We start from the raw sequence: 26,924 nt of genomic DNA, 5'->3' as shown, positions 1-26,924 counted from the left end.
TTTGAGCTGTAAGCCGCAAGCAGCAAGGGTCGAGCAAGGGAAATTCGAAGGATTTTGCCGGGAGGGAGAAACCACAAGGGGAGCCGAAGCTCCCCAAGAAGTAGTTGCGTGCTCTTTTTATTATTGATTCGGGCTTCTTGTTTTTGTTGAGTGCCCTCGCCATGAAGCTTTACCTTCATGACCCTCCCAATCGGGAGCCAAGAGCAAACGGATTGCTTTGGTCGCTGAATTGCAGTGATCTTACGATCCAACCAGTACAGGCTCTGTCTTAGGACAGTTTTTGTTGTTCTCGGCCTGGTCGTGGGGCAAGCCCCAAATACAACGCCTCTCCAAAAGAATCAGTTAGCTGCGCCTCTCGCCGTCTTGTTTTTATTGTGCGTGAGTCGATTCGTCTTATTTTTATTGTCTTGTGCATTGCTTGTTATTGTTCTTGTACCAAACATATAGCAGGGGTCGTGCCAACTTTTGCGAAACCCAGTAAAACAAAGGGTTAGGTCGATATAACCGTTTTCTCGGGGCGAAAAAAAGCCGGGGTTTCGTTACCGATAACCCCGGCTTCTGTTACGTGAATCGACTGAGGTAACAGTTTTTTCACATCTTCAAGCGTTACCCGCACACTCGACAGGTAACGTTCAGCTCTCGCTGGCGACCCCGGTCTTGCGCCGTGGGATGCCCAGGCGCTGACGGCGTTCCCACAGACATTTGCGGCTGACACCCAGTTTGCGCGCCAGTTCGGTCTCGGTCATGTGGTCCTGATGTTCGAGGACGAAGTGCTGGAAGTAGTCTTCCAGCGACAGGTCTTCGGTCGGCTCATGGCTGCTGCTGGCGTTACCCGCCGTTTGTGGCGGCAGACCGATGAACTCGTCGTCTTCCAGATCGCTCAGCTCGATGTCGATGCCCAGCAGCTCGGCCGAGATTTCCGGGCTTTCGCTGAGAATCACCGCGCGCTCGACGGCGTTCTCCAGCTCACGCACGTTACCTGGCCAGGAATAATGACGGATGGCCTGTTCGGCATCCGCAGCAAATTTCAGGTCGGTACGGTTGATGCGTGCGCTCTGGCGAGCGAGGAAAGCCGTGGCAATTTCGTTGACGTCGGCACCGCGCTCGCGCAGCGCAGGCAGTTTCAGGGCGATCACGTGCAGGCGGTAATAAAGGTCTTCACGGAACTGGCCGATTTTCGCCAGGCTTTTCAGGTCCCGGTGGGTGGCCGCAATCAGGCGCACATCGACTTTCTGCGATTGCACTGAACCAACCCGGCGAATTTCGCCTTCCTGCAACACGCGCAGCAGGCGGGCCTGAGCTTCCAGTGGCAGTTCGCCGATTTCGTCGAGGAACAAGGTGCCGCCATCCGCCGCTTCGACCAGACCCGCGCGCCCGGCGCTGGCGCCAGTGAACGCGCCTTTTTCGTGGCCGAACAGTTCGGATTCGATCAGGCTTTCCGGGATGGCCGCGCAGTTCACCGAGATCATCGGCGCCTTGGCGCGTTTCGACAGATTGTGCAGGGCACGGGCCACCAGTTCCTTACCGGTACCGGACTCGCCCTGGATCAACACATTGGAATCGGTCGGTGCGACTTTGCGGATCTTGCTGTACAGGTCCTGCATGGGTGGACAGGAACCGATGATGCCGATCTCGCCGTTACTGTTGTCGACGGCGGATTTGCCGCTGCCATTGGCCGATTTGCTGGCAACCGCTTCGCCGGCAGCCGGAGCCGACTGGCGATCACGCAGGATCCGTGCAACGGCCTGAAGCATTTCATCGTGGTCGAAAGGCTTGGCGATGTAGTCCACCGCGCCCATCTTCATCGAGTCGACCGCTGAACGCAGACTGGCGTAACTGGTCATGATCAGCACCGGCGTGCCCTGGCCGAGCTTGATCAGCTCGGTGCCCGGAGCGCCCGGCAAACGCAGATCGCTGACGATCAGATCGAACGTAGGAATGGTGAAGCGTTCTTGTGCTTCCTGCACTGAACCGGCTTCGCTGACCTGGTACTGGTTACGTTCCAGCAGGCGGCGCAAGGCGGAGCGGATAATTGTTTCGTCTTCGACGATCAAAATGTGCGGCATTGATTCGATACTCTCGACGGTCTCAGTTCACAGCGGACGTCGCTTCGACATGACGCGGTAAGGTCACCCGGATACGGGTGCCGCGTTGGCTTTGTACATCAGCCGGGCTGTCGATGGTGATTTGTCCATAATGCTCTTCAACGATGGAATAGACCAGTGCAAGGCCCAGACCGGTGCCTTCGCCAGGATCCTTGGTGGTGAAGAAGGGTTCGAACAATCTGTCCATGATGTTCTTCGGAATACCGCTGCCTTCGTCTTCAACGATCAGATCGACCGTGTGTTCGCCGGCTTCGCTCTTGACCCGTACCGCACTGTGCGGCGGCGAGGCGTCGCGGGCGTTGGAGAGCAGATTGATCAAGACCTGGGCGAGTCGCTGCGGATCGCCTTCGACCCAGTGATCGGGATCGCAGAGGTTGTAGAACTGCACTTCGAAATTGCGCCGGTTCAGCGCCAGCAGCCCGATGGCATCCTGGGCCACTTCGGCCAGACAGACGGGCTCGTCACTGTGCTGATGGCTGCCCGCGTGGGCAAAACTCATCAGCGACTGAACGATGCGCGATATGCGTTTGGTCTGTTCGAGAATCTGGCCGCTGATTTCCGTCAGCTCGTCGTCTTCTTCGCGCTCTTCGCGCAGGTTTTGCGCCAGACAGGCGATGCCGGTGACCGGGTTGCCGATTTCATGAGCTACGCCCGCCGCAAGTCGACCGATGCTGGCCAGACGTTCGGAGTGCACCAGTTTGTCTTCGAGCATCTGCGTTTCGGTCAAATCCTCGACCAGTAACACCAGACCGCTGTTACCCGGTGCCAACGGCTCATCGATCGCCGCTTTGTGCAGGTTGAGCCAGCGCGTCTGGCCGTCGAGGGCCAAGTGTTGTTTGTGCAAATGCTCGTCGGGCAGATTGATGAAGCCTTGCAGCAATTCTTTCCACGGCTCGCCAATGGTGCTCAGGCGCGAACCGACCACGCGTTGCGCGGCGATGCCGGTGAGTTCTTCCATGGCCTTGTTCCACATCAGGATCTCTTGATCCTTGGCCAGCGAGCAGACGCCCATCGGCAGTTCCTGCAAGGTCTGGCGGTGGTAACGGCGCAGGGCATCGAGTTCGGCAGCCAGTCCTGTGAGGCGCGAGTGGTAATCCTCGAGGCGGCTTTCGATGAAGTGGATGTCTTCGGTCACATAGTTTTCACCGCCAGCCTTGTACGGCAGGAAGGTTTCGACCATGTCCTGCGCCACGCTCGGGCCCATCAGGCCTGAGAGGTTGGCTTCGATGCGGTCGCGCAAACGGCGCAGGGCATACGGGCGGCGCTCGTCGAAGGGCAGATAAAGGTCGCGCAGTGCTTGCTCGACTTCTTTCTGCGCCGCCTTGGCGCCCAGCGGTTTGGCCAGTTGTGTGGCGAATTCCTGCGGCGAGGCGGCGTGCAGTTCGCGACGTTGCGGGCGACGGACGTTATCTACCGCGCAGGCCTCGGCGGCACTGGCCTCTTCCGGGCTGGCATTGGTGAACAGCGAGATCAGCGTGAACATCAAGACGTTGGCGGCGAGCGAGGCGATTGCGGCCATGTGCCAACTGGTGTCGTCGAGCACGTAAATCATGTTCAGCAGCGGGATGTAGAACCCCTGCAGATTGCCGACCAGCGGCAACAACATGGTCACCACCCAGACCAGAATCCCCGCCAGCAGACCGGCGATAAAGCCGCGACGGTTGGCGGTCGGCCAGTACAACACCGACAACACCCCAGGGAGGAATTGCAGGGTCGCCACAAATGCGACGATGCCGAGGTTGGCCAGATCCTGCTCGGCGCCGAGCATCAGATAGAAACCGAAGCCGGCCATGATGATCGCGACGATCAGTGCGCGGCGCGTCCACTTCAGCCAGCGGTAGATGTTGCCTTCGGCCGGCGGCTGATAAAGCGGCAGCACCAGATGGTTCAGCGCCATTCCCGATAGCGCCAGCGTGGTGACGATAATCAAGCCGCTGGCTGCCGATAAACCGCCGACATAGGCGAGCAATGCCAGCGGTTTACTGTTAGCGGCAATACCGATACCGAGGGTGAAATATTCCGGGTTGGTCGTGGCGCCGAGCTTGAGGCCGGCCCAGAGAATCAGTGGCACTGCCAGGCTCATCAGCAGCAGGAACAGCGGCAAACCCCAACTTGCGCTGACCAGCGAGCGCGGGTTGAGGTTTTCGGTAAACGTCATGTGATACATGTGCGGCATCACGATCGCCGAAGCGAAGAACACCAACAGCAGCGTGCGCCACGGGCCTTCCTGCAATGGCGTGTGCAGCGCAGCAAGGGCGGTCTGGTTTTGCAGCAGCCACACCTCAAGTTGCTGCGGGCCGTCGAACACGCCGTACAAGGCATAGAGGCCGACGCCGCCGAGGGCGACCAGTTTGATCACCGACTCAAAGGCAATCGCGAACACCAGGCCTTCGTGTTTCTCGCGAGTTGCGATGTGGCGGGAGCCAAAGAAAATCGTGAACAGGATGATCAGCGCACAGAACGCCAGCGCCACGCGGCTCTGCACCGGTTCGCCGGTGAGAATGCCGATGGAGTCGGCCACCGCTTGAATCTGCAAGGCCAGCAACGGCAACACGCCAATCAGCATGAAGATCGTGGTCAGAGCGCCGGCCCAGGTACTGCGGAAACGAAAGGCAAACAGATCCGCCAGCGACGACAGTTGATAGGTGCGGGTGATCTTCAGAATTGGATAGAGCAGCACCGGCGCCAATAGAAACGCGCCGGACACACCGAGGTAACTGGAGAGAAAACCGTAGCCGTACTGATACGCCAGGCCGACCGTGCCGTAGAACGCCCACGCACTGGCGTAAACCCCCAGCGACAGGGTGTAGGTCAGCGGGTGACGAATGATCGCGCGCGGGATCATGCCCCGTTCGCTGACCCAGGCAACGCCGAACAGCGTCGCCAGGTACGCGGCGCTGATCAGGATCATCTGGGTCAGACTAAAGCTCATCGGCATCTTTTTGGCTCTGCAGGATGAAGGTCACGACTATGAGGATCAGCCAAAGCAGATAGGGGCGATACCAGGCGCCCGTAGCGTCGATCCACCAATCCATGATGGCGGGGGAAAACAGGTAGATCCCCACGACTAAAAGCAGGACCAAGCGATAGATGTACATCCCGGCCTCTCTTTTTTATGCGCGTGCCCGAAAACGTGCGGCGATGGTAACGGATGGGCGCGCGACTGCAAGTGTCGTCATAGCAGTTGCGCCTCGGGCAGGGTCAGTGTGCGCGGGATCTTGCTGGCATCCCAGTGCGCGCTGCCCCAGTTGAGCAACTCTTGAGGTGAGGCGTGGGCCAGTTCGGCGCCAGGGTTTTGCCCCAGAGCGCGCAAGGCTCGTAGTAACAACGGTGTGGCCTGATCGGCTTCAAGCGGCGGCGAACGGTAGGACTTGCCGAGTTTGTTGCCGTCCGGCTGGGTAATCAGCGGCAAGTGCAGGTATCGCGGCTGGCGCATGCCGAGCAGTTCTTGTAGGTAGAGCTGGCGCGGTGTCGAGTCGAGCAGGTCGGCGCCACGGACGATATCGGTAATGCCTTGCCAGGCATCGTCGAGCACCACGGCCAATTGATAGGCGTAGAGGCCGTCGCGCCGGCGGATGACGAAATCGCCGACGTCGCGACCGAGGTGTTGACGGTACTCGCCCTGCACGCGGTCGATGAAGTGGTATTCCAGCTCCGGCACGCGCAGGCGGATTGCCGCGTCTTGTTGATCGTGGCCGGCATTGCGGCACAGGCCAGGATAAATGCCGTTGTACGCTTCGAGCTGTTTGCGCGAGCAGGTGCACGCGTAGGCCAGGCCATGATTGAACAGGCTGTTGAGCACGTCGGCGTAAGCGTCATGCCGATCGCTCTGGCGCACCATGTCGCCATCCCATTCGAAGCCATAGCTTTCCAGCGCCTTGAGGATCGCGGCTTGCGCTCCGGGTTCTTCACGGGGCGGATCGAGATCTTCCATGCGCACCAGCCAGCGACCGCCGACCGAACGGGCGTCGAGGTAGGAGGCGAGGGCGGCAACCAGCGAACCGAAGTGCAGGTGGCCACTGGGGGTTGGGGCGAAGCGGCCGATGTAGGCGGGGGATGTCTTGGCAGTCATGGAAACGAAGCTACTTTTCAGGCTATACGCAGGTCAACCTGTGGGAGCGAGCCTGCTCGCGAAAGCGTGGTGTCAGACGATCAAATGTTGAATGACACAGCGCTTTCGCGAGCAGGCTCGCTCCCACAAGAGCCAATGGCAAACGTCAGAAACAAAAACGGAGCGTTCGCACGCTCCGTTTTTCGTTCAGGTCGAGGTTACTTGCCGACCTGCTTTTCCTTGATTTCCGCCAGGGTCTTGCAGTCGACGCACATGTCGGCCGTAGGGCGTGCTTCGAGGCGCTTTACACCGATCTCGACGCCGCACGAATCACACCAACCGTACTCTTCGTCTTCGATCAGTTGCAGCGTCTTGTCGATTTTCTTGATCAGCTTGCGCTCGCGGTCGCGGGCGCGCAGCTCAAGGGCGAACTCTTCTTCCTGGCTGGCACGATCGGCCGGGTCAGGGAAGTTGGCTGCTTCGTCCTTCATGTGGTCAACGGTGCGGTCGACTTCCTGCATCAACTCCTGTTTCCACTTGTTCAGGACCTTGGTGAAGTGCGCGCGCATCGGGGCGCCCATGTACTCTTCACCTTTCGCCGGAACATAAGGTTCGAAACCGCTGATCGTCTGATTCTGCTGTTGCTTTGCTTGGGTGGGCATGAAATGGACCGCCTCTACTCTTGTAATCCATTGCGCAGGATTGCTCCATCACCGACACCTGCCGGCCCTGCGGCTGCAAGCGGGCGAACTTACCAGATCAATTCGGCCTGCGCTACTCCCGGATGTCGAGGCCCCGGCGGGTGGCGCTTGCAAATGTTTGGCAAGCCGTGTCTGGTGGTGTTGAAGACCTGTTCAATCACTGATTTTAGTCAATCCTGGAGCGTACGCTCGTATCGTTACAGTCCAGCGTTCTTGAGGCTGTGACCGCTGCGGGTTCTCGCTCGTTCCGGCAGATGGGTAGAATCGTCTCTTTTTTCCCGTCGAAGGAAAGCCAATGGCTCAGCCCTACAGTGCGCGCAGTCGTGCGATCGAACCGTTCCATGTGATGGCGCTGCTGGCGCGGGCCAATGAATTGCAGGCCGAAGGCCACGATGTGATCCATCTGGAAATCGGCGAGCCGGACTTCACTACGGCCGAGCCGATCATCCGTGCCGGGCAAGCGGCGCTGACGGCAGGCAAGACGCGTTACACCGCCGCGCGCGGCATTCCCGAGCTGCGCGAAGCCATTGCCGGGTTTTATCAATCGCGATATGGCCTGAACATCGATCCACGGCGGATTCTGATCACCCCGGGCGGCTCCGGCGCGCTGCTGCTGGCCAGCGCTTTGCTGGTCGATCCCGGCAAACACTGGCTGCTGGCGGATCCGGGTTACCCGTGCAACCGGCACTTCCTGCGCCTGGTCGAAGGCGCGGCGCAGCTTGTTCCTGTGGGGCCGGACGTGCGTTATCAACTGACCCCGGATCTGGTTGCGCGACATTGGGATCACGACAGCGTCGGCGCACTGGTCGCATCGCCGGCCAATCCGACCGGTACGATCCTGACCCGCGATGAGCTGGCCGGGTTATCCACAGCCATCAAGGCCCGACACGGACATCTGGTGGTGGATGAGATCTATCACGGCCTGACTTACGGCACTGACGCCGCCAGCGTGCTGGAAGTCGATGACAGCGCTTTTGTGTTGAACAGTTTCTCAAAATACTTCGGCATGACCGGCTGGCGTCTTGGTTGGCTGGTAGCGCCTGATGCCGCAGTCAGCGAGCTGGAAAAACTCGCGCAAAACCTCTACATCAGTGCCCCGAGCATGGCGCAATACGCGGCACTGGCCTGCTTCGAAGCAGACACCATCGCCATTCTGGAAGAGCGCCGCGCCGAGTTCGGCCGTCGTCGCGACTTCCTGCTGCCGGCATTGCGCGAGCTCGGTTTCAACATCGCCGTTGAACCTGAAGGCGCCTTCTACCTTTACGCCGATATCAGCCAGTTCGGCGGCGATGCCTTCGCGTTCTGCCGGCATTTCCTCGAAACCGAGCATGTCGCGTTTACCCCGGGACTCGACTTCGGTCGCTATCAGGCCAGCCACCATGTGCGGTTTGCCTACACGCAAAACCTCCCTCGCTTACAGGAAGCGGTGGAGCGCATCGCGCGTGGCCTGAATAGCTGGCACGGCTGATGCGCTTTTATCCTCCTCTTGAAGAAGCGCGACTGATTCGTCGTTACAAGCGTTTTCTCGCCGATATCGAAACCGTTAGCGGCGAGTTGTTGACTATTCACTGCCCAAACACTGGCTCGATGCTCAACTGTCAGGTCGAGGGCGGGCAGGTCTGGTTCAGTCGCTCCAATGACCCCAAGCGCAAGTTGCCCGGCACTTGGGAAGTCGGCGAAACCCCGCAAGGGCGGCTGTTTTGTGTGAACACCGGGCGCGCCAACGGCTTGGTCGAAGAGGCCTTGCAGGCTGGCGTGATCACCGAATTAAACGGGTTTACCGCGTTGAAGCGTGAAGTCGCTTACGGTCAGGAAAAAAGCCGTATCGATTTCCGCCTCGAATACCCAAGCGGCCCGGCTTATGTCGAAGTGAAGAGCGTCACCTTGGGCTTCGATGGTACGGCCGTGGCGGCGTTTCCCGATGCGGTGACCCAGCGTGGCGCCAAGCATCTGCGTGAGCTGGCGCATCTGGCGCGTGACGGTATTCGGGCGGTGCAGTTGTATTGCGTCAATCTGAGCGGGATCGAAGCGGTGCGTCCTGCGAGGGAAATCGATTCGGCCTACGCAGACGCACTGCTTGAGGCGGTCGCTTGCGGCGTCGAGGTGCTAGCGTACGGCGTGCGCTTGAGCCATGAAGAGATGGTCATCGACCGGCGCCTCGACGTGTTGCTCAACGGTTAAACATCGATCCACAGGCCTTGCGCGTCTTCGCGGCACGGGATGGCGGTGAGGGCTTGCCCGGCGCAAGGCCCGGCAACGCATTCACCGTCCTCGATCAGAAACAGGGCGCCGTGGGTGGCGCACTGGATCAGGCTGTTGCTCGGGTCGAGAAACTGGTCGGGTTGCCATTCCAGTCCCACCCCACGGTGTGGACAGCGGTTGAGGTAGACATAGGCCTGGCCGCTGCGGCGCACGGCGAACAGCTTGTTGCCGTCGATCTCGAAACCACGGCTTTTCGCTTCAGCCAGATCGGCGCCTGCGCAGAGAAACTTCATGACTATCCTCTAGTGTCGGCTCGTGTCTGGATATGTCCGAGCTTGACGTTTAAATGCAAACAATTATCAAATGGCGGCCTTCGTCCGCAGGGCGGCTGGCAGATGTCGAGGATACTTGGCCTGTCATCCCGATGCCCGGGAAAAACCTTGTTCAAGGAAGCTGTGTATGCGCCTGAGTACCCGCGTTGCTGTGCTGTGTGTCGCACTTTTGCTCAGCCACCAGGCTGCAGCGGCTGATTTGCCGCAACGCTGGGTCAGTGCCGGCGGCGCATTGTCAGAGTGGGTCAGCGCCTTGGGTGGCGAGTCGAAACTGGTCGGCGTCGACACCACCAGCCAGCATCCGCAGTCATTGAAGGCGCTGCCGAGCATTGGTTATCAGCGCAGCCTTTCCGCTGAGGGCATTCTCAGTCTGCGCCCGGACATCCTGATCGGCACCGAAGAAATGGGTCCGCCCCCAGTGCTTGCGCAGGTAAAAGCGGCGAAGGTTCAGGTCGAGTTGTTCTCGGCCCAGCCGGATCTGCCGACGCTGGAGAAGAATGTCACTCATCTGGGCCAGTTGCTGGGCGCCAAGCCACAGGCTGCGCAACTGCTGCAAAGTTATCAACAGCAACTCGATGCGCAGAAGTCGCGTGTCGCGCAAGCTCAGGTCAAACAGAAAGCGCCGGGCGTGTTGCTGTTGCTCGGTCATGCCGGTGGCAAGCCTTTGATCGCGGGCAAGGACACGGCCGCCGACTGGCTGCTGCAACAGGCCGGCGGACACAATCTCGCCACCCACACCGGCTATAAGCCGTTTTCCGTGGAGTCCCTCGCCAGCCTCGATCCTGAGGTGCTGGTATTCGCTGACCGTGCGTTGACCGGTGAGGCGGCGAAAGCTGCGCTGTTCAAGGAAAACCCGATTCTCAATTCAAGCCGCGCCGCCAAGACCGGGCGCGTGCTGGAGCTGGACCCGACGCTGCTGGTCGGTGGCCTCGGTCCGCGTCTGCCGACAGCGCTGAAAACCCTGTCTGACGGTTTCTATCCGGCCAAGAGCGGCCAATGACCACATTGGTAAAACCCCGTGGCTTGTTCATCGGCCTGACGCTCCTGTGTTTGCTGGCGATCTGGCTGTCACTGGCGTTGGGGCCGGTCAGCCTGCCGTTGCTCGATACGTTGCGCGCGGGATTGCGCATGCTCGGTGTGCCACTGGCGCCAGAGGGTCTGGAGCAGGCTGAGCTGATTCTCGGGCAGATTCGTCTGCCGCGTACTTTGCTCGGGCTGGCGGTCGGCGGTGTGTTGGCCTTGTCTGGCGTGGCGATGCAAGGCCTGTTTCGTAATCCGCTGGCGGATCCGGGGCTGGTCGGTGTTTCCAGCGGTGCGGCGTTGGGTGCGGCGATTGCGATTGTCGGCGGATCGTTTTTTGGTGGTTTGCCGGAATGGTTCGGGCCCTATCTGTTGTCGGTCTGCGCGTTTCTCGGCGGCCTCGGGGTGACGGCGCTGGTCTATCGACTCGGTCGACGCAACGGCCAGACCAACGTCGCGACCATGTTGCTGGCGGGGATTGCCCTGACGGCGCTGGCCAGCTCAGCGGTGGGGCTGTTCACTTATCTGGCGGATGACGCGACGTTACGCACGCTGACGTTCTGGAACCTGGGCAGCCTCAATGGCGCCAGTTATGCGCGGTTGTGGCCATTGTTGATCATCAGTGCTGGCGTGGCGCTGTGGTTACCGCGTCGGGCCAAGGCACTGAATGCCTTGCTGCTCGGTGAGTCGGAGGCCGGGCACCTGGGCATCGACGTCGAGCGGCTCAAGCGTGAATTGGTGTTCTGCACCGCGCTGGGTGTCGGCGCGGCGGTGGCAGCGGCGGGCATGATCGGTTTCGTTGGCCTGGTGGTGCCGCATCTGGTGCGTTTGCTGGCCGGTCCTGATCATCGGGTGTTGCTGCCGGCATCGGTGCTGGCCGGGGCGAGCCTGTTGCTGCTCGCCGATCTGGTCGCGCGTCTGGCGCTGGCGCCGGCGGAGTTACCGATCGGTATTGTCACGGCATTTATCGGTGCACCGTTCTTTCTTTATCTGCTGCTGCGAGGGCGTGCCTGATGTTGCGTACGCACAATCTGCAGATCCAGCGTGGGCGCAAAACGGTACTCAGTGGCGTCACCCTGCAACTTGAGCCGGGCGAGGTGCTGGGCGTGTTGGGGCCGAACGGTGCTGGCAAAAGCACGTTGCTCGGGGCGCTGTGCGGTGAACTGAGCGCCAGCGAGGGCGAGGTCTCGCTCGACGGCGAGGCGCTGAATCACTGGACGGGCACACAACGCGCTCAACGTCTGGCGGTACTGCCGCAGGTGTCGACCCTGGACTTCGCCTTTCGCGTTGAAGAAGTCGTCGGCATGGGCCGCTTGCCGTATCAAAGCGGCCGGGTGCGCGATGAGGAAATTGTCGCCGCAGCACTGACCGCGGCGGATGCCGGGCATCTGAGCGGCCGCAGTTATCTGGCGTTGTCCGGCGGCGAGCGCCAGCGTGTGCATCTGGCGCGGGTGCTGGCACAGCTCTGGCCGGGTCAGGCCGGGCAAACCCTGTTGCTGGATGAACCGACGTCGATGCTCGACCCGCTGCATCAGCACACAACCTTGCAGGCCGTGCGCGAGTTTGCCGATCGCGGGGCGGCGGTGCTGGTGATCCTGCATGATTTGAATCTGGCGGCGCGTTATTGTGATCGGGTGTTGCTGCTTGAGGGTGGGCGTCCGGTGGCGCTGGATACCCCCGAGCAAGTCTTGCGGCCGGACTCGCTGAAAGCGGTGTTCGGTCTTGAAGTATTGGTGCAGCCGCACCCGGAGCGTGGGCATCCGCTGATCATCGCCCGTTGATTTCCCCGTCGAGGTGAGTGCATGCGTGGGCTGTGGCTGTTGGCGTTGGTGGTGCTTGCGGGGTGTCAGCACGTTGTTGCGCCGCCGCCCGTCAATGGCGAGATTCGCGATTTGCGCAGTGGTCAGTTGCTGACGGCGCAGGAACTGATCGACCGGCTCGCTGCGCCTGAACGGCTGATCATTGGCGAGCAGCACGACAACGCCGATCATCACGCCGTGCAGTTATGGTTATTGCAGTCGCTGGGTGAAAGGCGACCGCAGGGCAGCCTGTCGCTGGAAATGCTCACGCCGGATCAGCAACCCAACGTCGATGCCCAGCGCCAGTCGGCCTCGCCCGCCGCTGATCTTCCTGCGGCATTGGCCTGGCAGGACGGTTGGGACTGGAACCTCTATGGGCCAATCGTCCGTTTCGCCCTTGCACAACCTTATCCACTGCTGGCGGCCAATCTGGATGACGGCGAAATCCGCGCCGTTTACCGCAAGCCGCCTGGGTTAAGTGGTGAGCGCAGTAACGCCGATTCGGTGAAGACGACGTTACTGGAACAAATCAGCGATTCCCACTGTGGTCTGCTGCCCAAGTCGCAAATGCCGGCAATGCTCGCCGTTCAGCAACAGCGCGATCGGCGTATGGCACAGCGTTTGTTGGCTGCGCCGACGCCAGCCATGTTGCTGGCCGGCGCTTGGCATGCGCGCAAGGATGTCGGGGTGCCGGTGCACTTGCTGGATTTGGGCGCTGCTCAGGCACCCACAGTGTTGATGCTGGCGGAGCAGGGCAGCGAGATGACGGCGGCGATGGCCGATTACGTCTGGTACACACCCGCGACGCCGAAGCAGGATTACTGCAAGCAGATGCGCAAACAATTCGGCAAATGACTTTTCCACAGGCAAAAAAAGACCCGGTAAAAAACCGGGTCAAATAACCGTGATTAGCCTGATGAGGAGATAATCTGAGAGTCCGAACCAAGGGCTTTTCAGAATATCGACTGATCTCGCGACCAGTTGTGATAATCATAGCGATTCTCATTACCGAGTCAACCACTGATTCTGGATTTATTTGATTTAGTCTGTGGAATGGCCGGAACGCCCCGAAAACAAAGGGCTGCGCGCTAGCCCTTGGCGGTCGTCAATTGAGTGATCTGTTTGTTGAGCTGGCCGATACGCCGCGCCATGCTCTCGATCAGGCTGTGCGCGATCTTCGGATTTGAGCGAGTCATGCTCAAAAATTGATCGCCGGGAATCAGCATTACCGTGCTCGGCTCGCGAGTGATTACCGTGGCGTTGCGCGGCTCGCCAGTGAATACCGCCATGGCGCCGAAAATCTCGTCCTTGGGCACATCGCCAACCTTTTGCCCATCGACAAATGCCTCGGCATGCCCGTCGATGATCACAAACACATGATCGGCGGCGTCCCCCTGCTGGATCAGTACCTCTCCCGCCTCGACCCGCTTGAAGCCGTTGGTGCTGCGAAACTCTCGCGGCTTCAGTTCCGCCACGGCGTGGGCGAGGATCGCCATTTGCCCCAGCAGGTATTCAAGGAATTGATCCGCTCGGGAAGAATCAGCAAACAGGTGCTGGAAAAACTGATTGCGCCGGTAGGGTTGCAAGCGCAATGGCCCGTCACTGCACAAGCGGCAGTCACCCCAATCATCACCCTGCTGGAGGCCGATCAAATCACCTTCCTGCCAATAAAACAGTGGCCGCGCGCCGATGCAGCCGTTGATCACGCCTTCGCTGAGCAGAAACAATTGGTCGTCTGGCAACTGCGCGAGCAGATCATCCGTTGCCTGCAGTTCGACAGTCGGCCCGCACGGCGCCAGGCCTTCGAGCCATTGCCCAGGCAAACTCTGCAAACGATTGATCAGTGCGTCGGCGTGCGCCGATTGTTCCCCCAGTAAATACATGGCGGTCAGCGCCCGTTCAGTTCTTGTGTCGCGAGGAAATGGCTTCGAGCTGTTTGTTCAGGGCGTCCTTGCGTTCGGCGGGGATGTCGTTCCAGTGCACATCCATCAACGCGCCCTCAATCGCATAAAGCAACACCTTCGATGCGCGAAACCCTCGGGTACGCACGGCCCGGTAGGCGTCCACCGCGCCCAGGCGACGCAAGTCCGAGGCGCTGTGGATGCCCACGGCATGCAGCCATTGCGCCGACGTCTTGCCAAGATTCTTCAGGTGTTGCAGTTCATCATTCATCAAGCCTCCTTGCGACGGCCGAATGGTGCGTGGGCGAGCTTCTCAGGAGTGTAGCCATCAGTAGGAAAAGCGTGGTTGTTTGGTCGGATTCAACGCAAACGCTTCTAAGAAAGGGGCTGCGAACGCAAAAAGGAGGGAGGAAATGCGGAAACAAATGTGGGAGCGGGCTTGCTCGCGAAGGCGTCCGATCAGCCGCCAGAGGTGTCGACTGACACTACGCCTTCGCGAGCAAGCCCGCTCCCACAGGGGAAAGGTGTCGTGTCAGAGAGAGTTGAAAGTATCAGCGAGTGCGATAACGCAGGCGCGTACCGAAATTCATCGACATCAGAATCTCGTCGGCACTCAGCTCCGGCGGGAAGTACGCACCGGAAATCTGTGCGTGCGCGAGGCTTGCACCTTCCAGCGATGCATTGCGGAAATCGATGCCACGCAGATCGGCAGATCGGAAGTACGCGTCCCGGAAATCCACGCCATCGGCGTTCAGTTCACGCAGATCCAGACCACGAAAATCGCCGCCGACCATGTCGATCGGGCCATCCTGTGGGCGCTCTTTGTTGAAACCTGTGATGTCGTCTTTGTGCAGCAAGGCATATAGCGGGGTGTCGAGAAGTTTCGGCTGGCTCATGTCATATCACCGTTGGTTTTATGACGCCAGTATAGTGCCACTATTTGACGGCCGTGAAGCAAGCGAGGGCTTCACGGCCGAAATAGTTTCTTACAGGCCTGGCAGGCGCTGACGGATCTGCGCGACCACGGTGTCCAGCGTGCCGGATTCATTGGTCTGCACGCGTTTGCTGCGCAGAATTTCTTCCGGCGTCAGCGCTTCGCGATTGGCCTGTTGTGCTTCGATCACGGCCAGGGTGGCGTCGGACGGATCCTGTTTATCGGCCTGACGAATCGCCAGCCAGCTCTCGATCACCGCTTGCGGCGCATTGCAGTCAAGAATCAGGAAAGGCGTGCCGGTGGCTTCAGCGATTTTCGCTGCGCTGTCACGCTGCTCGCGTTTGAGATAAGTCGCATCGATCACCACCGGGAAACCGGCGTGCAGGATCACTTCAGCGATTTCGTGCAGGCGGGCGTAGGTCGCAACGCTGGCATCAGCGCTATAAATGCCGGCCTGCACATCGTTGGCAACGGTCTGCTCGCCGAACAGGCGCTTGCGTTCAACGTCGGAACGCAGGCGAATCGCGCCCAGCGCTTCGACCAAGCGCATGGCCACGCGGCTCTTGCCGACAGCGGAAACACCGTGGGTGATAGCCATGAAGCGCGAAGGAATGGTGCTGTAGCTTTCCGCCAGGTTGGCGTAGTTGCGGTACTGGCGCAGGGTGGTTGCGCGCTGCACCGGGGTCGCGTCTGCCGGCATGCTGAACAGCGCAACCTTGGCGCGAACCAGTGCGCGGTAGGCTTTATAGAAGTTCAGCACCTCCAGGCCTTGATAGTCGCCGGTCAGCTCCAGGTACTGGCTGATCAAACGACGCGCGAGGGATTTCAGGCCACGGTCTTCGAGGTCCATCGCGAGGAAACCGGTGTCGGCCCAGACGTCAGTGAAGCGGAACGGTTCGTTGAATTCGATGCAGTCGAAGATCACCACTTTACCGTCAATGACGGTGGCGTTGCCCAAGTGGATGTCGCCGTGGCACTCACGGGTAAAGCCTTCGGTCTTGCGTTGAGCGAACAGTGGTTTTAGACGCTCGAAGCTGCTTTCGGCCCAGGCCTTCAGTGCGTTGAGTTGCAGCAGATCGTTCTTGTCGCTGAGGAATGGCAGGATCTGCTCGAAGTTTTGCGAAACTGGCGCCATCACGCTGTCCGGGGTGCCAGCGTCGTGTTCGGCTGGGACTTTGGGTGCAGTGAGGTGGAAGCGGGCGATCTGCTCGGCCATTTCGTCGATGTGCTGGGTGGTCAGCTCGCCATTCGCTTGCAGGGTGCTAAGCATCCCGGTCTGTGGGAACTGGCGCATTTTCAGCACGTATTCGATGGCCGGGCCGTCGCCGTTCAGTTGCGGTGCCTCGACGCTGCCGGTGACGGGCAACACTTCGAGATACAAATCGTCGGTCAGGCGTTGGTTCAGGCGCAGCTCTTCAGCGCAAAAATGTGCGCGCGCGTCGAGACCGGTGAAGTCGAGGAAGCCGAAATTCACTGGCTTCTTCACTTTATAGGCAAAGGGACCGGTGAGGATCACCCAGGAAATATGGGTTTCGATGACCTGGAACCCTTCGACAGGGTGCGGATAGAGGGCCGGGTTTTGCAGGGCAGCGATCAGTGATTGGCTCACGGGCGATCCTTCAGAGACGGGGGAAATTCGAGGCGGCCATTATGGCCGCTCGCCAGCCTTACGCAAACCTCGGAGCGCTCCTGTTGAGTGTGAATAAAGTGCGTATAATCCGCCGCCATGACTCGAACCCGATCTCCCCGTACCAAGAAAAAACCACCTTCCAAGGGCCTGAGCCCGTGGTTGAGCTGGGCCATTAAACTCAGTCTGGTCGGCCTTGTGGTGCTGGCCGGCTTCGCCGTTTACCTCGATGCCGTGGTGCAGGAGAAGTTCTCCGGCAAGCGCTGGACCATCCCGGCCAAGGTCTACGCGCGCCCGCTCGAGCTGTTCGTCGGACAAAAGCTCAGCAAGGAAGATTTCCTCACCGAACTCGATGCCCTTGGCTATCGCCGCGAAGCCGTGAGCAACGGCCCCGGCGCCGCAGCCGTCAGCGGCAATACTGTCGACTTGAACACCCGTGGCTTCCAGTTCTATGAAGGTCTGGAGAAACCGCAACCGGTGCGCGTGCGTTTCTCCGGCGATTATGTGGCTGAACTGTCGGCGACCAACGGTTCGAAATTGTCCGTGGTCCGTCTCGAGCCGCTGATGATCGGCGGGATTTATCCGAAGAACCTGGAAGACCGAATCCTGATCAAGATCGACCAAGTGCCGCCGTACCTGCTCGAAACCCTGGTCGCTGTGGAAGATCGCGATTTCTACAGCCATTGGGGTGTGTCGCCGAAATCGATTGCCCGGGCAGTCTGGGTCAACACTTCTGGCGGCAAGATGACTCAGGGCGGCAGTACGCTGACCCAGCAGTTGGTGAAAAACTTCTACCTGACCAGCGAACGCAGCCTGACCCGCAAGCTCACTGAAGCGATGATGGCGCTGTTGCTGGAACTGCATTACGACAAGAAGGAAATCCTTGAGGCGTACCTCAATGAAGTCTTTGTCGGTCAGGACGGCCAGCGCGCGGTGCACGGTTTCGGCTTGGCCAGCCAGTTCTTCTTCGGTCAGCCGTTGTCCGAACTGAAGTTGCATCAAGTTGCGCTGTTGGTCGGCATGGTCAAAGGCCCGTCCTATTACAATCCGCGTCGCAACCCCGAGCGTGCACTGGAACGTCGTAACCTGGTGCTCGACGTGCTTGAGCAACAAGGCGTTGCGACTGCCGAGCAAGTGGCCGCTGCGAAGAACATGCCGCTGGGCGTGACCACTCGCGGCAAACTGGCCGACAGCTCGTTCCCGGGCTTTATCGATCTGGTCAAACGTCAGCTGCGTGAAGATTATCGCGACGAAGACTTGACCGAAGAAGGCCTGCGCATCTTCACCAGTTTCGATCCGATCCTGCAGATGAAAGCCGAGGCGTCGGTCAACGATACCTTCAAGCGTCTGTCGGGGCGCAAGGGTTCCGATGACGTCGAAGCGGCAATGGTCGTGACCAATCCGGAAACCGGCGAAGTGCAGGCGATGATCGGCAGCCGTCAGGCCAGTTACGCCGGGTTCAACCGGGCACTGGATGCCGTGCGGCCGGTCGGCTCGTTGATCAAGCCCGCGGTTTATCTGACGGCGCTGGAAAAACCGAGTCAGTACACGCTGACCAGTTGGCTGTCGGACGATCCGTTGTCGGTCAAAGGCGCGAACGGCCAGGTGTGGAAACCGCAGAACTATGACCGTCGCTCCCACGGCACCGTGTTCCTTTATCAGGGGCTGGCGCATTCCTACAACCTGTCGACCTCGCGTCTTGGCCTGGAAGTCGGCGTGCCGAACGTGCTCAAGACCTTGAGTCGGCTGGGCGTGACGCGTGAGTTTCCGGCGTTCCCGTCGATGTTGCTCGGTGCGGGCGGCATGACTCCTATCGAAGTCGCGACCATGTACCAGACGCTGGCCAACGGCGGTTTCAATACGCCGATGCGCGGAATTCGCAGCGTGCTGACCGCCGAGGGTGAGCCGCTCAAGCGTTATCCGTTCCAGATTGAACAGCGCTTCGACCCTGCGTCTATCTACCTGATCCAGAACGCCATGCAGCGCGTGATGCGTGAAGGCACCGGCAGCTCGGTTTACAACGTGTTGCCCAAGACTCTGACGCTGGCCGGCAAGACCGGTACCAGTAACGATTCCCGCGACAGCTGGTTTGCCGGTTTCAGCCAGGATCTGCTGGCAGTGGTGTGGCTGGGGCGCGACGACAACGGCAAGACGCCGTTCACCGGTGCGACCGGTGCGCTGCAGGTCTGGACCAGTTTCATGCGCAAGGCCGATCCGCTGCCGCTGGACATGCCGCAGCCGGATAACGTCGTACAGGCGTGGGTCGATTCGCGTACCGGGCAGGGCTCCGATGCCAACTGCCCCGGAGCGGTGCAGATGCCGTATATTCGCGGCAGCGAACCGCCACCCGGCGCCTCGTGTGCAGGTGAAACACCTGCCTCCGGCGAATCGGTGATGGATTGGGTCAAGGGCTGGATGAATTAAGCAAAGAGGGTTTCAAGTGAACAAGTGGTTGATTCCAGCGGTGACCGCCGTGGCTTTGCTCAGCGGCTGCTCTACCGTACAGCATGGTTCGATTCCGGTGGTTGACTCCGGGACTGCGGTGTCCAACAGCGAGCGCATTTCGGCCAATGGCGGTTTCCGTCAAACGACCGTGAAACGTCCTGTGCAGGGCCAGACTCAGGCGATCCCGCAAGGCGATACCGGTGTGGTGGTGATGGTGCCGGGTGGTGGCGCCGCCGTGTCGACGCCGATCAGCTCTTCGCCAATCGTGCCGGGTCCGGCGTCCGGTGGGATCACGTCGGGGCCGTACACGCCTTCGCCGGTAGAGTCGGCTCCGGTCAATTCCGGAAGCTACAGCATGCCTTCGACGCCGAGCGGGATTCCATCGGCCAGCAGTGGCGGTGGCTTGTCGGCCGACGAGCAACTGGATGGTCCGGTGCTCGCCTTGCTGACCACCGCTCAACAGCAACAGGCCGGCGGCGATCTCAATGGTGCGTCCTCCAGCCTGGAGCGTGCGCAACGGGTCGCTCCGCGTGAGCCGCAAGTCCTTTATCGCCTGGCGCAAGTGCGCATGGCCCAGGGCGATGCGCCGCAAGCTGAACAGTTCGCCCGTCGTGCGTTGACCATGGCTAATGGCCGTCCGGACTTGCAGGCCAACTTGTGGGAAATCATCGCTCAGTCCCGTGAGAAACAAGGTGATTCCGCCGGCGCCGCTCAGGCCCGTCAGAAGGCCAAGGTTTCGCTGTGATGGATGCCCGTTTCCCGAAAATCGCCGATCAGCTGTTGCTGATCGAGCGTGAACTGCGCACGCAGGGCTGGTGGGATGAGGTTTCGCCGTCGGTCGAGGCGCTGAGCAGTGTTGAGCCGTTTTCGGTCGATACGCTGGACTTCGAACAGTGGCTGCAATGGATTTTCCTGCCGCGGATGAAGATGATCCTCGAACAGGACCTGCCATTGCCGAACGCTTCGGGTATTCAGGAAATGGCTGAAATGGTCTTCGCCCAGCGCAACCTGCAGGGCAAGGATCGTCAGCTTCAGGTACTGCTCAAAGAGTTCGACCTGCTGATCACCGCCTCGCGCTAAACCGATCCTTTGCGGGCTGGCACCGCCTCAATCCTTTTTACGGCGGGCAGCGGATAACTGTAGGAGCTGCCGAAGGCTGCGATCTTTTGATCCTGTTTTTAAAGCAAGATCAACAGATCGCAGCCTTCGGCAGCTCCTACATTGGTGTCTACTCGCAATTCTGTGCGATCTGTTTCTGCGCCTCGACGATGCGCTCCTGACGCTGCGCATCATCCAGCCGGCGTAACTGTCCCTCTACTTCCTCCCTCAATCGCGGATTGTTCTGCAATTGCGCAAGGTTGGTCCGTGCCTGCTCGCAAAACTGCTTGAGCTGCGTCTGTTGATCAGCCACCTGTTTCTTCACCTTGTCATCGATAGCCTTCTGATCACCGAGCGCACCGCTGCCCGGCATTGCCGCAGGTTTCGGCGGGGGCGAGGAGGGCGTCTGCACGGTAGTGGATGATTGGCCCGCTGGTGGCTGCGCATCGAAGTGCGTGACCCCTTGGGCATCGACCCATTTGTAGATTTGAGCGGCCATGCACCATGGGCTGAGGCCGATCAGCAGAGTGAGAAGGAGCGTTCGCATGCTGATTCCTTGGCAAAATTGCGCAATTGACACTAACAGAGTAGCGGTTTTCAGGTTTTTTCTTGCGTTCTCATGTGCTTACCCACAATTAACCACACAGACGACTTGACTTGGAGAGGGCGAAACAGAAGAATCCAAAGTCCGCTGTAGAGGGACTGCCAGAAGCAGACCCACTCGGTAGATCATGAGGCGCACATCCGCGCCGACCTGTTACACCCGCAACGCGTTACCTCGCGCTGGGTGGGAAAGGCCCGCAACACTTGGGACGATCCCAATACTTGCTCAGTCAGTGCTGACGTAGTCGGCGACCACCGTCGCTCATGCTCTGCCGAGAAGTAAACCTATTAAGACCCGCCCCTTTTTTGTGGACGGTATTCTGGCGTTTTAGAGGTGAACAACGTGGAGCTTTTATCTGGCGGTGAGATGCTCGTCCGCTTTTTGCGTGACGAAGGCGTCAAATATATCTACGGGTACCCGGGTGGTGCTCTCCTGCATGTTTACGATGCCCTGTTCAAAGAACCGGAAGTGAATCACATCCTGGTTCGTCACGAACAAGCGGCAACCCATATGGCTGACGGCTATGCCCGTGCCACCGGTAAAGCCGGCGTGGTATTGGTGACTTCCGGTCCAGGCGCCACAAACGCCATCACCGGTATTGCCACGGCCTATATGGACTCGATTCCAATGGTGATCATTTCCGGTCAGGTGCCAAGCACCATGGTCGGCACCGACGCGTTCCAGGAAACCGACATGATCGGTATTTCCCGGCCGATCGTGAAGCACAGCTTCATGATCAAACACGCTTCGGAAATCCCGGAAGTCATGAAGAAGGCCTTCTACCTGGCGCAATCCGGTCGTCCGGGCCCGGTCGTGGTCGATATCCCGAAAGACATGACCAACCCGGCCGAGAAGTTCGAATACATCTTCCCGAAGAAAGCCAAGCTGCGTTCCTACAGCCCGGCCGTTCGCGGTCACTCCGGACAAATTCGCAAGGCGGCAGAAATGCTCCTGGCGGCCAAGCGCCCGGTCATGTACTCCGGTGGCGGCGTGATTCTCGGCAACGGTTCCGCACCGCTGACCGAACTGGCGAAAATGCTCAACCTGCCAGTGACCAACACCTTGATGGGCCTCGGCGGTTTCCCTGGTACTGATCGTCAGTTCATCGGCATGCTCGGCATGCACGGCAGCTACACCGCCAACCTGGCGATGCACCACGCTGACGTGATCCTGGCGGTCGGCGCGCGTTTTGACGATCGCGTGATCAATGGCCCGGCGAAGTTCTGCCCTAACGCCAAGATCATTCACATCGACATCGACCCGGCTTCGATTTCCAAGACCATCAAGGCCGACGTGCCTATCGTTGGTCCGGTTGAGAGCGTCCTGACCGAAATGGTCGCGATCCTCAAGGAAATCGGCGAGACCCCGAACAAGGAGTCCGTGGCCAGTTGGTGGAAGCAGGTTGATGAATGGCGTGGTGATCGCGGCCTGTTCCCTTACGAAAAGGGCGACGGCAGCGTGATCAAGCCGCAGACCGTGATCGAAACCCTCTGCGAAGTGACCAAGGGCGATGCCTACATCACTTCCGACGTGGGCCAGCATCAGATGTTCGCTGCGCAGTACTACACGTTCAACAAGCCGAATCGCTGGATCAACTCCGGTGGCCTGGGCACCATGGGCTTCGGTTTCCCGGCGGCCATGGGTATCAAGTTGAGCTTCCCGGATGACGACGTTGCCTGCGTCACCGGCGAAGGCAGTATCCAGATGAACATCCAGGAACTGTCGACCTGCCTGCAATATGGCTTGCCAGTGAAAATCGTCATCTTGAACAACGGTGTTCTGGGGATGGTTCGTCAGTGGCAGGACATGAGCTACGGCAGCCGTCACTCGCACTCCTACATGGAATCGCTGCCTGACTTCGTCAAGCTGGCTGAAGCCTACGGCCACGTCGGCGTACGCATCACCGAATCGAAAGATCTGAAGTCGAAGATGGCAGAAGCGTTCGCCATGAAGGATCGCCTGGTGATCATCGACGTTTCGGTCGACACCAGCGAGCACGTCTATCCGATGCAGATCAAAGACGGCTCGATGCGCGACATGTGGCTGAGCAAGACGGAGCGTACTTAATCATGCGGCACATTATTTCCTTGCTTCTGGAAAACGAACCCGGCGCTTTGTCTCGCGTAGTCGGCCTGTTCTCGCAGCGCAACTACAACATCGAAAGCCTGACCGTGGCCCCGACCGAAGACCCGACCCTGTCGCGTCTGACGCTGACCACCGTTGGCCACGATGAAGTCATCGAGCAGATCACCAAAAACCTGAACAAGCTGATCGAAGTGGTCAAGCTGGTGGACCTGTCGGAAAGCGCTCACATCGAGCGCGAACTGATGCTGGTCAAGGTCAAGGCCACTGGCGCCCAGCGCGCCGAGATCAAACGCACCACCGATATTTACCGTGGACAGATCGTCGATGTCAGTGCCAGCGTGTATACCGTTCAATTGACCGGTACCAGCGACAAGCTCGACAGCTTCATTCAGTCCATCGGCACCGCATCGATTCTGGAAACCGTCCGCAGCGGCGTGACCGGCATTGCCCGCGGCGACAAAGTACTCAGCATCTAAACCAAATTAGTGAATGGCCTGAACGGCCTGGATATATAGGGGAATTTCATGAAAGTTTATTACGAAAAAGACTGCGACCTGTCGATCATCCAGGGCAAGAAAGTTGCCATCATCGGTTACGGTTCCCAGGGCCACGCCCAAGCGTGCAACCTGAAAGACTCCGGCGTTGACGTTACTGTTGGTCTGCGTAAAGGTTCGGCCACCGTTGCCAAAGCTGAAGCTCACGGCCTGAAAGTGACTGACGTTGCTTCCGCCGTTGCTGCTGCCGACCTGGTCATGATCCTGACTCCGGACGAGTTCCAGTCTGCTCTGTACAAGAACGAAATCGAGCCGAACATCAAGAAAGGCGCCACCCTGGCCTTCTCCCACGGCTTCGCGATCCACTACAACCAGGTTGTTCCGCGTGCCGACCTCGACGTGATCATGATCGCGCCGAAAGCTCCGGGCCACACCGTACGTTCCGAGTTCGTCAAGGGCGGCGGTATCCCTGACCTGATCGCGATCTACCAGGACGCCTCGGGCAACGCCAAAAACGTTGCACTGTCCTACGCTGCTGGCGTTGGTGGCGGTCGTACCGGCATCATCGAAACCACCTTCAAGGACGAGACTGAAACCGACCTGTTCGGCGAACAAGCCGTTCTGTGCGGCGGTACCGTTGAACTGGTTAAAGCCGGTTTCGAAACCCTGGTTGAAGCTGGCTACGCGCCGGAAATGGCCTACTTCGAATGCCTGCACGAACTGAAGCTGATCGTTGACCTCATGTACGAAGGCGGTATCGCCAACATGAACTACTCGATCTCCAACAACGCCGAATACGGGGAGTACGTGACTGGCCCGGAAGTGATCAACGCCGAGTCCCGTCAGGCCATGCGCAACGCCCTGAAACGTATTCAGGACGGCGAATACGCCAAAATGTTCATCAGCGAAGGCGCAACCGGCTACCCTTCGATGACCGCCAAGCGTCGTAACAACGCCGCTCACGGTATCGAAATCATCGGCGAGCAACTGCGCTCCATGATGCCGTGGATCGGTGCCAACAAGATCGTCGACAAAGCCAAAAACTAAGTCGTCATTCTTGTAGGGAAAACGCGGCCTCGGCCGCGTTTTTTCGTTTGAGCTGGTGGTTCTGGTATAAAGCTGCAGCGTTTGTGGCCGAACTGTCGTCCTCAGGCACCTGTCGAAATTTCTCCAAACCGTTGCAAGGTAATGTCCATGAGCGAACGTCCCGAAGAGCCGAACAAGGCTTCTGACGCCGAAAGCCTGCTGCCCATCGATGAACACATCGAAGAAGGGCACGACGCAGAAGGTCGTAAAGTCCGGCATCGTGGTATCTATCTGCTGCCGAATCTGTTCACCACTGCGAACCTGTTCGCAGGGTTTTATTCCATCATCAACTCGATGAGCGCCCAGGCTGCCCTGAGTGCTGGCGACTCGGCGAACGCGAGCAAGTATTTCGCGTTTGCCGCGATCGCGATTTTCGTCGCCATGGTGCTCGACGGCCTCGACGGTCGTGTGGCGCGCATGACCAATACGCAGAGTGCCTTCGGCGCCGAGTACGATTCCCTGTCTGACATGGTCGCGTTCGGTGTTGCGCCGGCGTTGCTGGCGTTCGGTTGGGCATTGGGCGACATGGGCAAGGTCGGCTGGATGGTCGCCTTCATCTATGTGGCGGGGGCGGCGTTGCGTCTGGCGCGCTTCAATACACAGGTTGGCACGGCTGATAAACGCTACTTCATCGGTCTGGCCAGTCCGGCGGCTGCCGGTGTGGTCGCGGGTATTGTCTGGGCGTTCAGCGATTACGGCATTCAGGGTTCGAAGATGTCGTTTCTGGTCGCACTGATGGTCGCGGCTGCCGGCATGCTGATGGTCAGCAACATCAAGTACAACAGCTTCAAAGAGCTGGACTTGAAGGGCCGTGTACCGTTCGTAGCGATTCTCGCCGTTGTGCTGGTGTTTGCCGTGGTGTTCAGTGACCCACCGCGCATTCTGCTGTTGGTGTTCCTCGCCTACGCAGCTTCCGGTCCGGTGCAGTACCTGTTGCATCTTCGTCGGCACAAAAAAGCCGAGTGATGTAATTTCACGCATACTCCGCAGTCTATGGGTGCATCTGTCCTCCAAAGCTGCGGAGTTGTCATGCTGATCAAAATCCCCAAAGCGTCTGACTGCCATGAGTCGGATGTCACGCCTGAAAATATCTATCTCTCTCGCCGCCAATTGTTGGGGGCTACTGCTGCCGGTATTGCCGTCAGTAGCCTGCCGCGCTGGGCCAGTGCCGAGGATGCCGCCCGATACGCCGATGTCGAGCCCGGCAAAGCGCCTGCCTGGTTTGACGAGAAGCTGTCGTCTACCCAGTGGGGGGCGGTCAATGTCAAGGATGAGGCGATCACGCCTTATAAAGATGCAACCCACTACAACAACTTCTATGAGTTCGGTACCGACAAGGGTGATCCGGCGGCGAATGCTGGTTCGCTGAAAACTGAACCGTGGAGTGTGGTGGTAGACGGGGAGGTGGATAAGCCAGGGCGATATGCGCTGGAAGACTTTATTAAACCGTATCAGCTGGAAGAGCGTATCTATCGCCTGCGCTGTGTAGAAGCGTGGTCGATGGTCATTCCGTGGATCGGCTTTCCAATCTCGGCGCTGCTCAAGCAAGTTGGGCCGAACGCCAATGCAAAGTACATCCGCTTTGAGACTCTGCAGGATCCCAAAACCATGCCGGGGCAGCGCTCTGGGTTCGCCTTGATCGACTGGCCCTATGTAGAAGGCTTGCGTCTGGATGAGGCGATGAATCCGTTGGCAATTCTGGCGGTGGGTATGTATGGCCGCGAGTTGCCGAATCAGAACGGTGCGCCGCTGCGTTTGGTAGTGCCTTGGAAGTATGGCTTCAAGAGCGTCAAATCCATCGTGCGTATCAGTCTGGTCAGCGAGCAGCCGAAAACCACTTGGCAGAGCATCGCGGCGGATGAGTATGGGTTTTACGCGAATGTGAATCCAACGGTTGATCACCCACGCTGGACGCAGGCGCGGGAGAGACGGTTGCCGAACAGCCTGTTTAAACCGAACGTGCGCGATACGCAGATGTTCAATGGCTACTCGGATGAAGTCGCTTCTTTATATACAGGGCTCGATCTGCGGAAGAACTATTGATGCGGTATCCGTTCTGGCGTATAGGCGTTTTCATCGCGGCGGCAATCTGGCCGATGCTCTGGCTGTATCAGGCGCTTGAGGATTTGCTTGGGCCCGATCCCGGCAAAGTGTTGGTGGATCGGCTGGGCTTGGGAACATTGGTGTTGTTGTTGATTACCCTGAGCATGACGCCTATGCAGAAGCTGACCGGGTGGGCGGGGTGGATTGCCGTACGCCGGCAGTTGGGGCTTTGGTGTTTCGCCTATGTGGTGCTGCACCTGTGCAGCTATATGGCGTTTATCCTTGGTTTCGATTGGTCGCAGTTGGCAGTCGAGTTGCGCAAGCGGCCATACATAATAGTAGGGGCGTTGGGTTTTCTTGGCTTGTTGGCGTTGGCGGTGACGTCCAATCGCTACAG

The 26,924-nt window shown here is 59.3% G+C and carries 26 protein-coding genes (1 of these 26 cut by a window edge); 15 read left to right on the top strand and 11 right to left on the bottom strand.

What is annotated here, in order from left to right; translation table 11 throughout:
- Positions 1-632: 632 nt before the first annotated feature.
- The 5 genes from QOL84_RS22740 to dksA form a co-directional block, all read right to left on the bottom strand.
- A complete protein-coding gene (locus QOL84_RS22740; protein ID WP_283438695.1) occupies positions 633-2,066 on the bottom strand; it encodes a sigma-54-dependent transcriptional regulator in 1,434 nt (477 codons plus the stop codon).
- A 22-nt stretch (positions 2,067-2,088) separates the two neighbouring features.
- Positions 2,089-5,043 (bottom strand): sensor histidine kinase, encoded by a 2,955-nt coding sequence (locus tag QOL84_RS22735; RefSeq protein WP_283438694.1) that lies wholly within the window; start codon positions 5,041-5,043, stop codon positions 2,089-2,091.
- Positions 5,027-5,203, bottom strand: coding sequence for a hypothetical protein (locus QOL84_RS22730; protein WP_003176118.1), 177 nt, complete (start codon positions 5,201-5,203; stop codon positions 5,027-5,029). Before QOL84_RS22730 ends, QOL84_RS22735 begins: the two co-directional genes overlap by 17 nt.
- 77 nt (positions 5,204-5,280) lie before the next feature.
- Positions 5,281-6,177: a tRNA glutamyl-Q(34) synthetase GluQRS gene (gene gluQRS / locus QOL84_RS22725; RefSeq protein WP_283438693.1), complete on the bottom strand. Its 897-nt coding sequence runs from the start codon at positions 6,175-6,177 to the stop codon at positions 5,281-5,283.
- Positions 6,178-6,374: 197 nt separating this feature from the next.
- Positions 6,375-6,818, bottom strand: a complete 444-nt coding sequence (dksA, locus tag QOL84_RS22720; RefSeq protein WP_008080850.1) for an RNA polymerase-binding protein DksA — start codon at positions 6,816-6,818, stop codon at positions 6,375-6,377.
- A gap of 334 nt (positions 6,819-7,152) precedes the next feature.
- Between dksA and QOL84_RS22715 the strand changes: the two genes are divergently transcribed.
- Positions 7,153-8,325 (top strand): pyridoxal phosphate-dependent aminotransferase, encoded by a 1,173-nt coding sequence (locus QOL84_RS22715; protein WP_283438692.1) that lies wholly within the window; start codon positions 7,153-7,155, stop codon positions 8,323-8,325.
- Complete coding sequence (gene sfsA, locus QOL84_RS22710) at positions 8,325-9,038, top strand: DNA/RNA nuclease SfsA (RefSeq protein ID WP_283438691.1); 714 nt, start codon at positions 8,325-8,327, stop codon at positions 9,036-9,038. The genes QOL84_RS22715 and sfsA overlap by 1 nt, the downstream gene beginning before the upstream one ends.
- Here the strand turns inward: sfsA and QOL84_RS22705 are convergent.
- Positions 9,035-9,352 (bottom strand): Rieske (2Fe-2S) protein, encoded by a 318-nt coding sequence (locus QOL84_RS22705; RefSeq protein WP_283438690.1) that lies wholly within the window; start codon positions 9,350-9,352, stop codon positions 9,035-9,037. The two genes, sfsA and QOL84_RS22705, sit on opposite strands and share 4 nt — an antisense overlap.
- A gap of 166 nt (positions 9,353-9,518) precedes the next feature.
- Between QOL84_RS22705 and QOL84_RS22700 the strand changes: the two genes are divergently transcribed.
- Genes QOL84_RS22700 through QOL84_RS22685 form a run of 4 tightly spaced genes read left to right on the top strand, consistent with a single transcriptional unit; the run spans position 9,519 to position 13,065 of the window.
- Positions 9,519-10,391, top strand: coding sequence for a heme/hemin ABC transporter substrate-binding protein (locus tag QOL84_RS22700; protein ID WP_283438689.1), 873 nt, complete (start codon positions 9,519-9,521; stop codon positions 10,389-10,391).
- Positions 10,392-10,441: 50 nt separating this feature from the next.
- On the top strand, positions 10,442-11,425 hold the full coding sequence (locus tag QOL84_RS22695) for a FecCD family ABC transporter permease (RefSeq protein WP_283439467.1): 984 nt from the start codon (positions 10,442-10,444) through the stop codon (positions 11,423-11,425).
- Positions 11,425-12,192 carry a heme ABC transporter ATP-binding protein gene (locus QOL84_RS22690; RefSeq protein ID WP_283438688.1) on the top strand — a complete coding sequence of 256 codons (768 nt, stop codon included), beginning with the start codon at positions 11,425-11,427 and terminating at the stop codon, positions 12,190-12,192. Before QOL84_RS22695 ends, QOL84_RS22690 begins: the two co-directional genes overlap by 1 nt.
- A gap of 21 nt (positions 12,193-12,213) precedes the next feature.
- Positions 12,214-13,065 (top strand): ChaN family lipoprotein, encoded by an 852-nt coding sequence (locus tag QOL84_RS22685; protein ID WP_283438687.1) that lies wholly within the window; start codon positions 12,214-12,216, stop codon positions 13,063-13,065.
- Between the two features lie 233 nt (positions 13,066-13,298).
- Here the strand turns inward: QOL84_RS22685 and QOL84_RS22680 are convergent, their stop codons facing one another.
- The 4 genes from QOL84_RS22680 to QOL84_RS22665 form a co-directional block, all read right to left on the bottom strand.
- Positions 13,299-14,093, bottom strand: a complete 795-nt coding sequence (locus tag QOL84_RS22680; protein ID WP_283438686.1) for a Crp/Fnr family transcriptional regulator — start codon at positions 14,091-14,093, stop codon at positions 13,299-13,301.
- Between the two features lie 16 nt (positions 14,094-14,109).
- Positions 14,110-14,382 carry a TfoX/Sxy family protein gene (locus QOL84_RS22675; protein ID WP_003228231.1) on the bottom strand — a complete coding sequence of 91 codons (273 nt, stop codon included), beginning with the start codon at positions 14,380-14,382 and terminating at the stop codon, positions 14,110-14,112.
- A gap of 280 nt (positions 14,383-14,662) precedes the next feature.
- The gene (locus QOL84_RS22670) at positions 14,663-15,007 is read right to left on the bottom strand and encodes a pentapeptide repeat-containing protein (RefSeq protein ID WP_007909940.1); all 345 of its coding nucleotides are present in this window, start codon (positions 15,005-15,007) and stop codon (positions 14,663-14,665) included.
- 90 nt (positions 15,008-15,097) lie between these two features.
- Positions 15,098-16,654 (bottom strand): bifunctional aminoglycoside phosphotransferase/ATP-binding protein, encoded by a 1,557-nt coding sequence (locus QOL84_RS22665; RefSeq protein ID WP_283438685.1) that lies wholly within the window; start codon positions 16,652-16,654, stop codon positions 15,098-15,100.
- A 117-nt stretch (positions 16,655-16,771) separates the two neighbouring features.
- Here QOL84_RS22665 and mrcB point away from each other — a divergent pair, with 117 nt between their 5' ends.
- From mrcB to QOL84_RS22650, 3 genes are read left to right on the top strand one after another with little or no spacing between them, the layout of a single operon-like run.
- Positions 16,772-19,096, top strand: a complete 2,325-nt coding sequence (gene mrcB / locus QOL84_RS22660; protein ID WP_283438684.1) for a penicillin-binding protein 1B — start codon at positions 16,772-16,774, stop codon at positions 19,094-19,096.
- A gap of 16 nt (positions 19,097-19,112) precedes the next feature.
- Positions 19,113-19,862: a tetratricopeptide repeat protein gene (locus QOL84_RS22655; RefSeq protein WP_283438683.1), complete on the top strand. Its 750-nt coding sequence runs from the start codon at positions 19,113-19,115 to the stop codon at positions 19,860-19,862.
- Positions 19,862-20,197, top strand: a complete 336-nt coding sequence (locus tag QOL84_RS22650) for a YqcC family protein (protein ID WP_123535502.1) — start codon at positions 19,862-19,864, stop codon at positions 20,195-20,197. The genes QOL84_RS22655 and QOL84_RS22650 overlap by 1 nt, the downstream gene beginning before the upstream one ends.
- Positions 20,198-20,345: 148 nt before the next feature.
- Here QOL84_RS22650 and QOL84_RS22645 read toward each other — a convergent pair whose 3' ends face one another.
- Positions 20,346-20,762: a DUF4124 domain-containing protein gene (locus tag QOL84_RS22645; RefSeq protein ID WP_283438682.1), complete on the bottom strand. Its 417-nt coding sequence runs from the start codon at positions 20,760-20,762 to the stop codon at positions 20,346-20,348.
- Between the two features lie 399 nt (positions 20,763-21,161).
- Here QOL84_RS22645 and QOL84_RS22640 point away from each other — a divergent pair, with 399 nt between their 5' ends.
- The 6 genes from QOL84_RS22640 to msrQ all read left to right on the top strand — a co-directional run.
- On the top strand, positions 21,162-22,886 hold the full coding sequence (locus tag QOL84_RS22640) for an acetolactate synthase 3 large subunit (RefSeq protein WP_129395525.1): 1,725 nt from the start codon (positions 21,162-21,164) through the stop codon (positions 22,884-22,886).
- A 2-nt stretch (positions 22,887-22,888) separates the two neighbouring features.
- On the top strand, positions 22,889-23,380 hold the full coding sequence (ilvN, locus tag QOL84_RS22635) for an acetolactate synthase small subunit (RefSeq protein WP_003176102.1): 492 nt from the start codon (positions 22,889-22,891) through the stop codon (positions 23,378-23,380).
- Positions 23,381-23,428: 48 nt separating this feature from the next.
- Positions 23,429-24,445, top strand: coding sequence for a ketol-acid reductoisomerase (ilvC, locus tag QOL84_RS22630; protein WP_007948647.1), 1,017 nt, complete (start codon positions 23,429-23,431; stop codon positions 24,443-24,445).
- A 147-nt stretch (positions 24,446-24,592) separates the two neighbouring features.
- Entirely contained in the window at positions 24,593-25,450 is an 858-nt protein-coding gene (gene pssA, locus QOL84_RS22625) for a CDP-diacylglycerol--serine O-phosphatidyltransferase (protein WP_016983477.1), read from the top strand.
- 63 nt (positions 25,451-25,513) lie between these two features.
- Positions 25,514-26,527, top strand: coding sequence for a protein-methionine-sulfoxide reductase catalytic subunit MsrP (gene msrP, locus QOL84_RS22620; RefSeq protein ID WP_283438681.1), 1,014 nt, complete (start codon positions 25,514-25,516; stop codon positions 26,525-26,527).
- Positions 26,527-26,924, top strand: the 5' portion of a protein-coding gene (gene msrQ, locus QOL84_RS22615; protein WP_129395522.1) for a protein-methionine-sulfoxide reductase heme-binding subunit MsrQ. Its footprint extends 226 nt past the window's final position; 398 of the gene's 624 nt are visible here — the first part of the coding sequence; it begins with the start codon at positions 26,527-26,529; its stop codon lies off the right edge, out of view. The genes msrP and msrQ overlap by 1 nt, the downstream gene beginning before the upstream one ends.

This window comes from Pseudomonas helmanticensis, assembly GCF_900182985.1.
In the GTDB taxonomy this organism is placed as follows: domain Bacteria; phylum Pseudomonadota; class Gammaproteobacteria; order Pseudomonadales; family Pseudomonadaceae; genus Aquipseudomonas; species Aquipseudomonas helmanticensis.
This window is presented reverse-complemented; position numbering and strand designations above follow the sequence as displayed.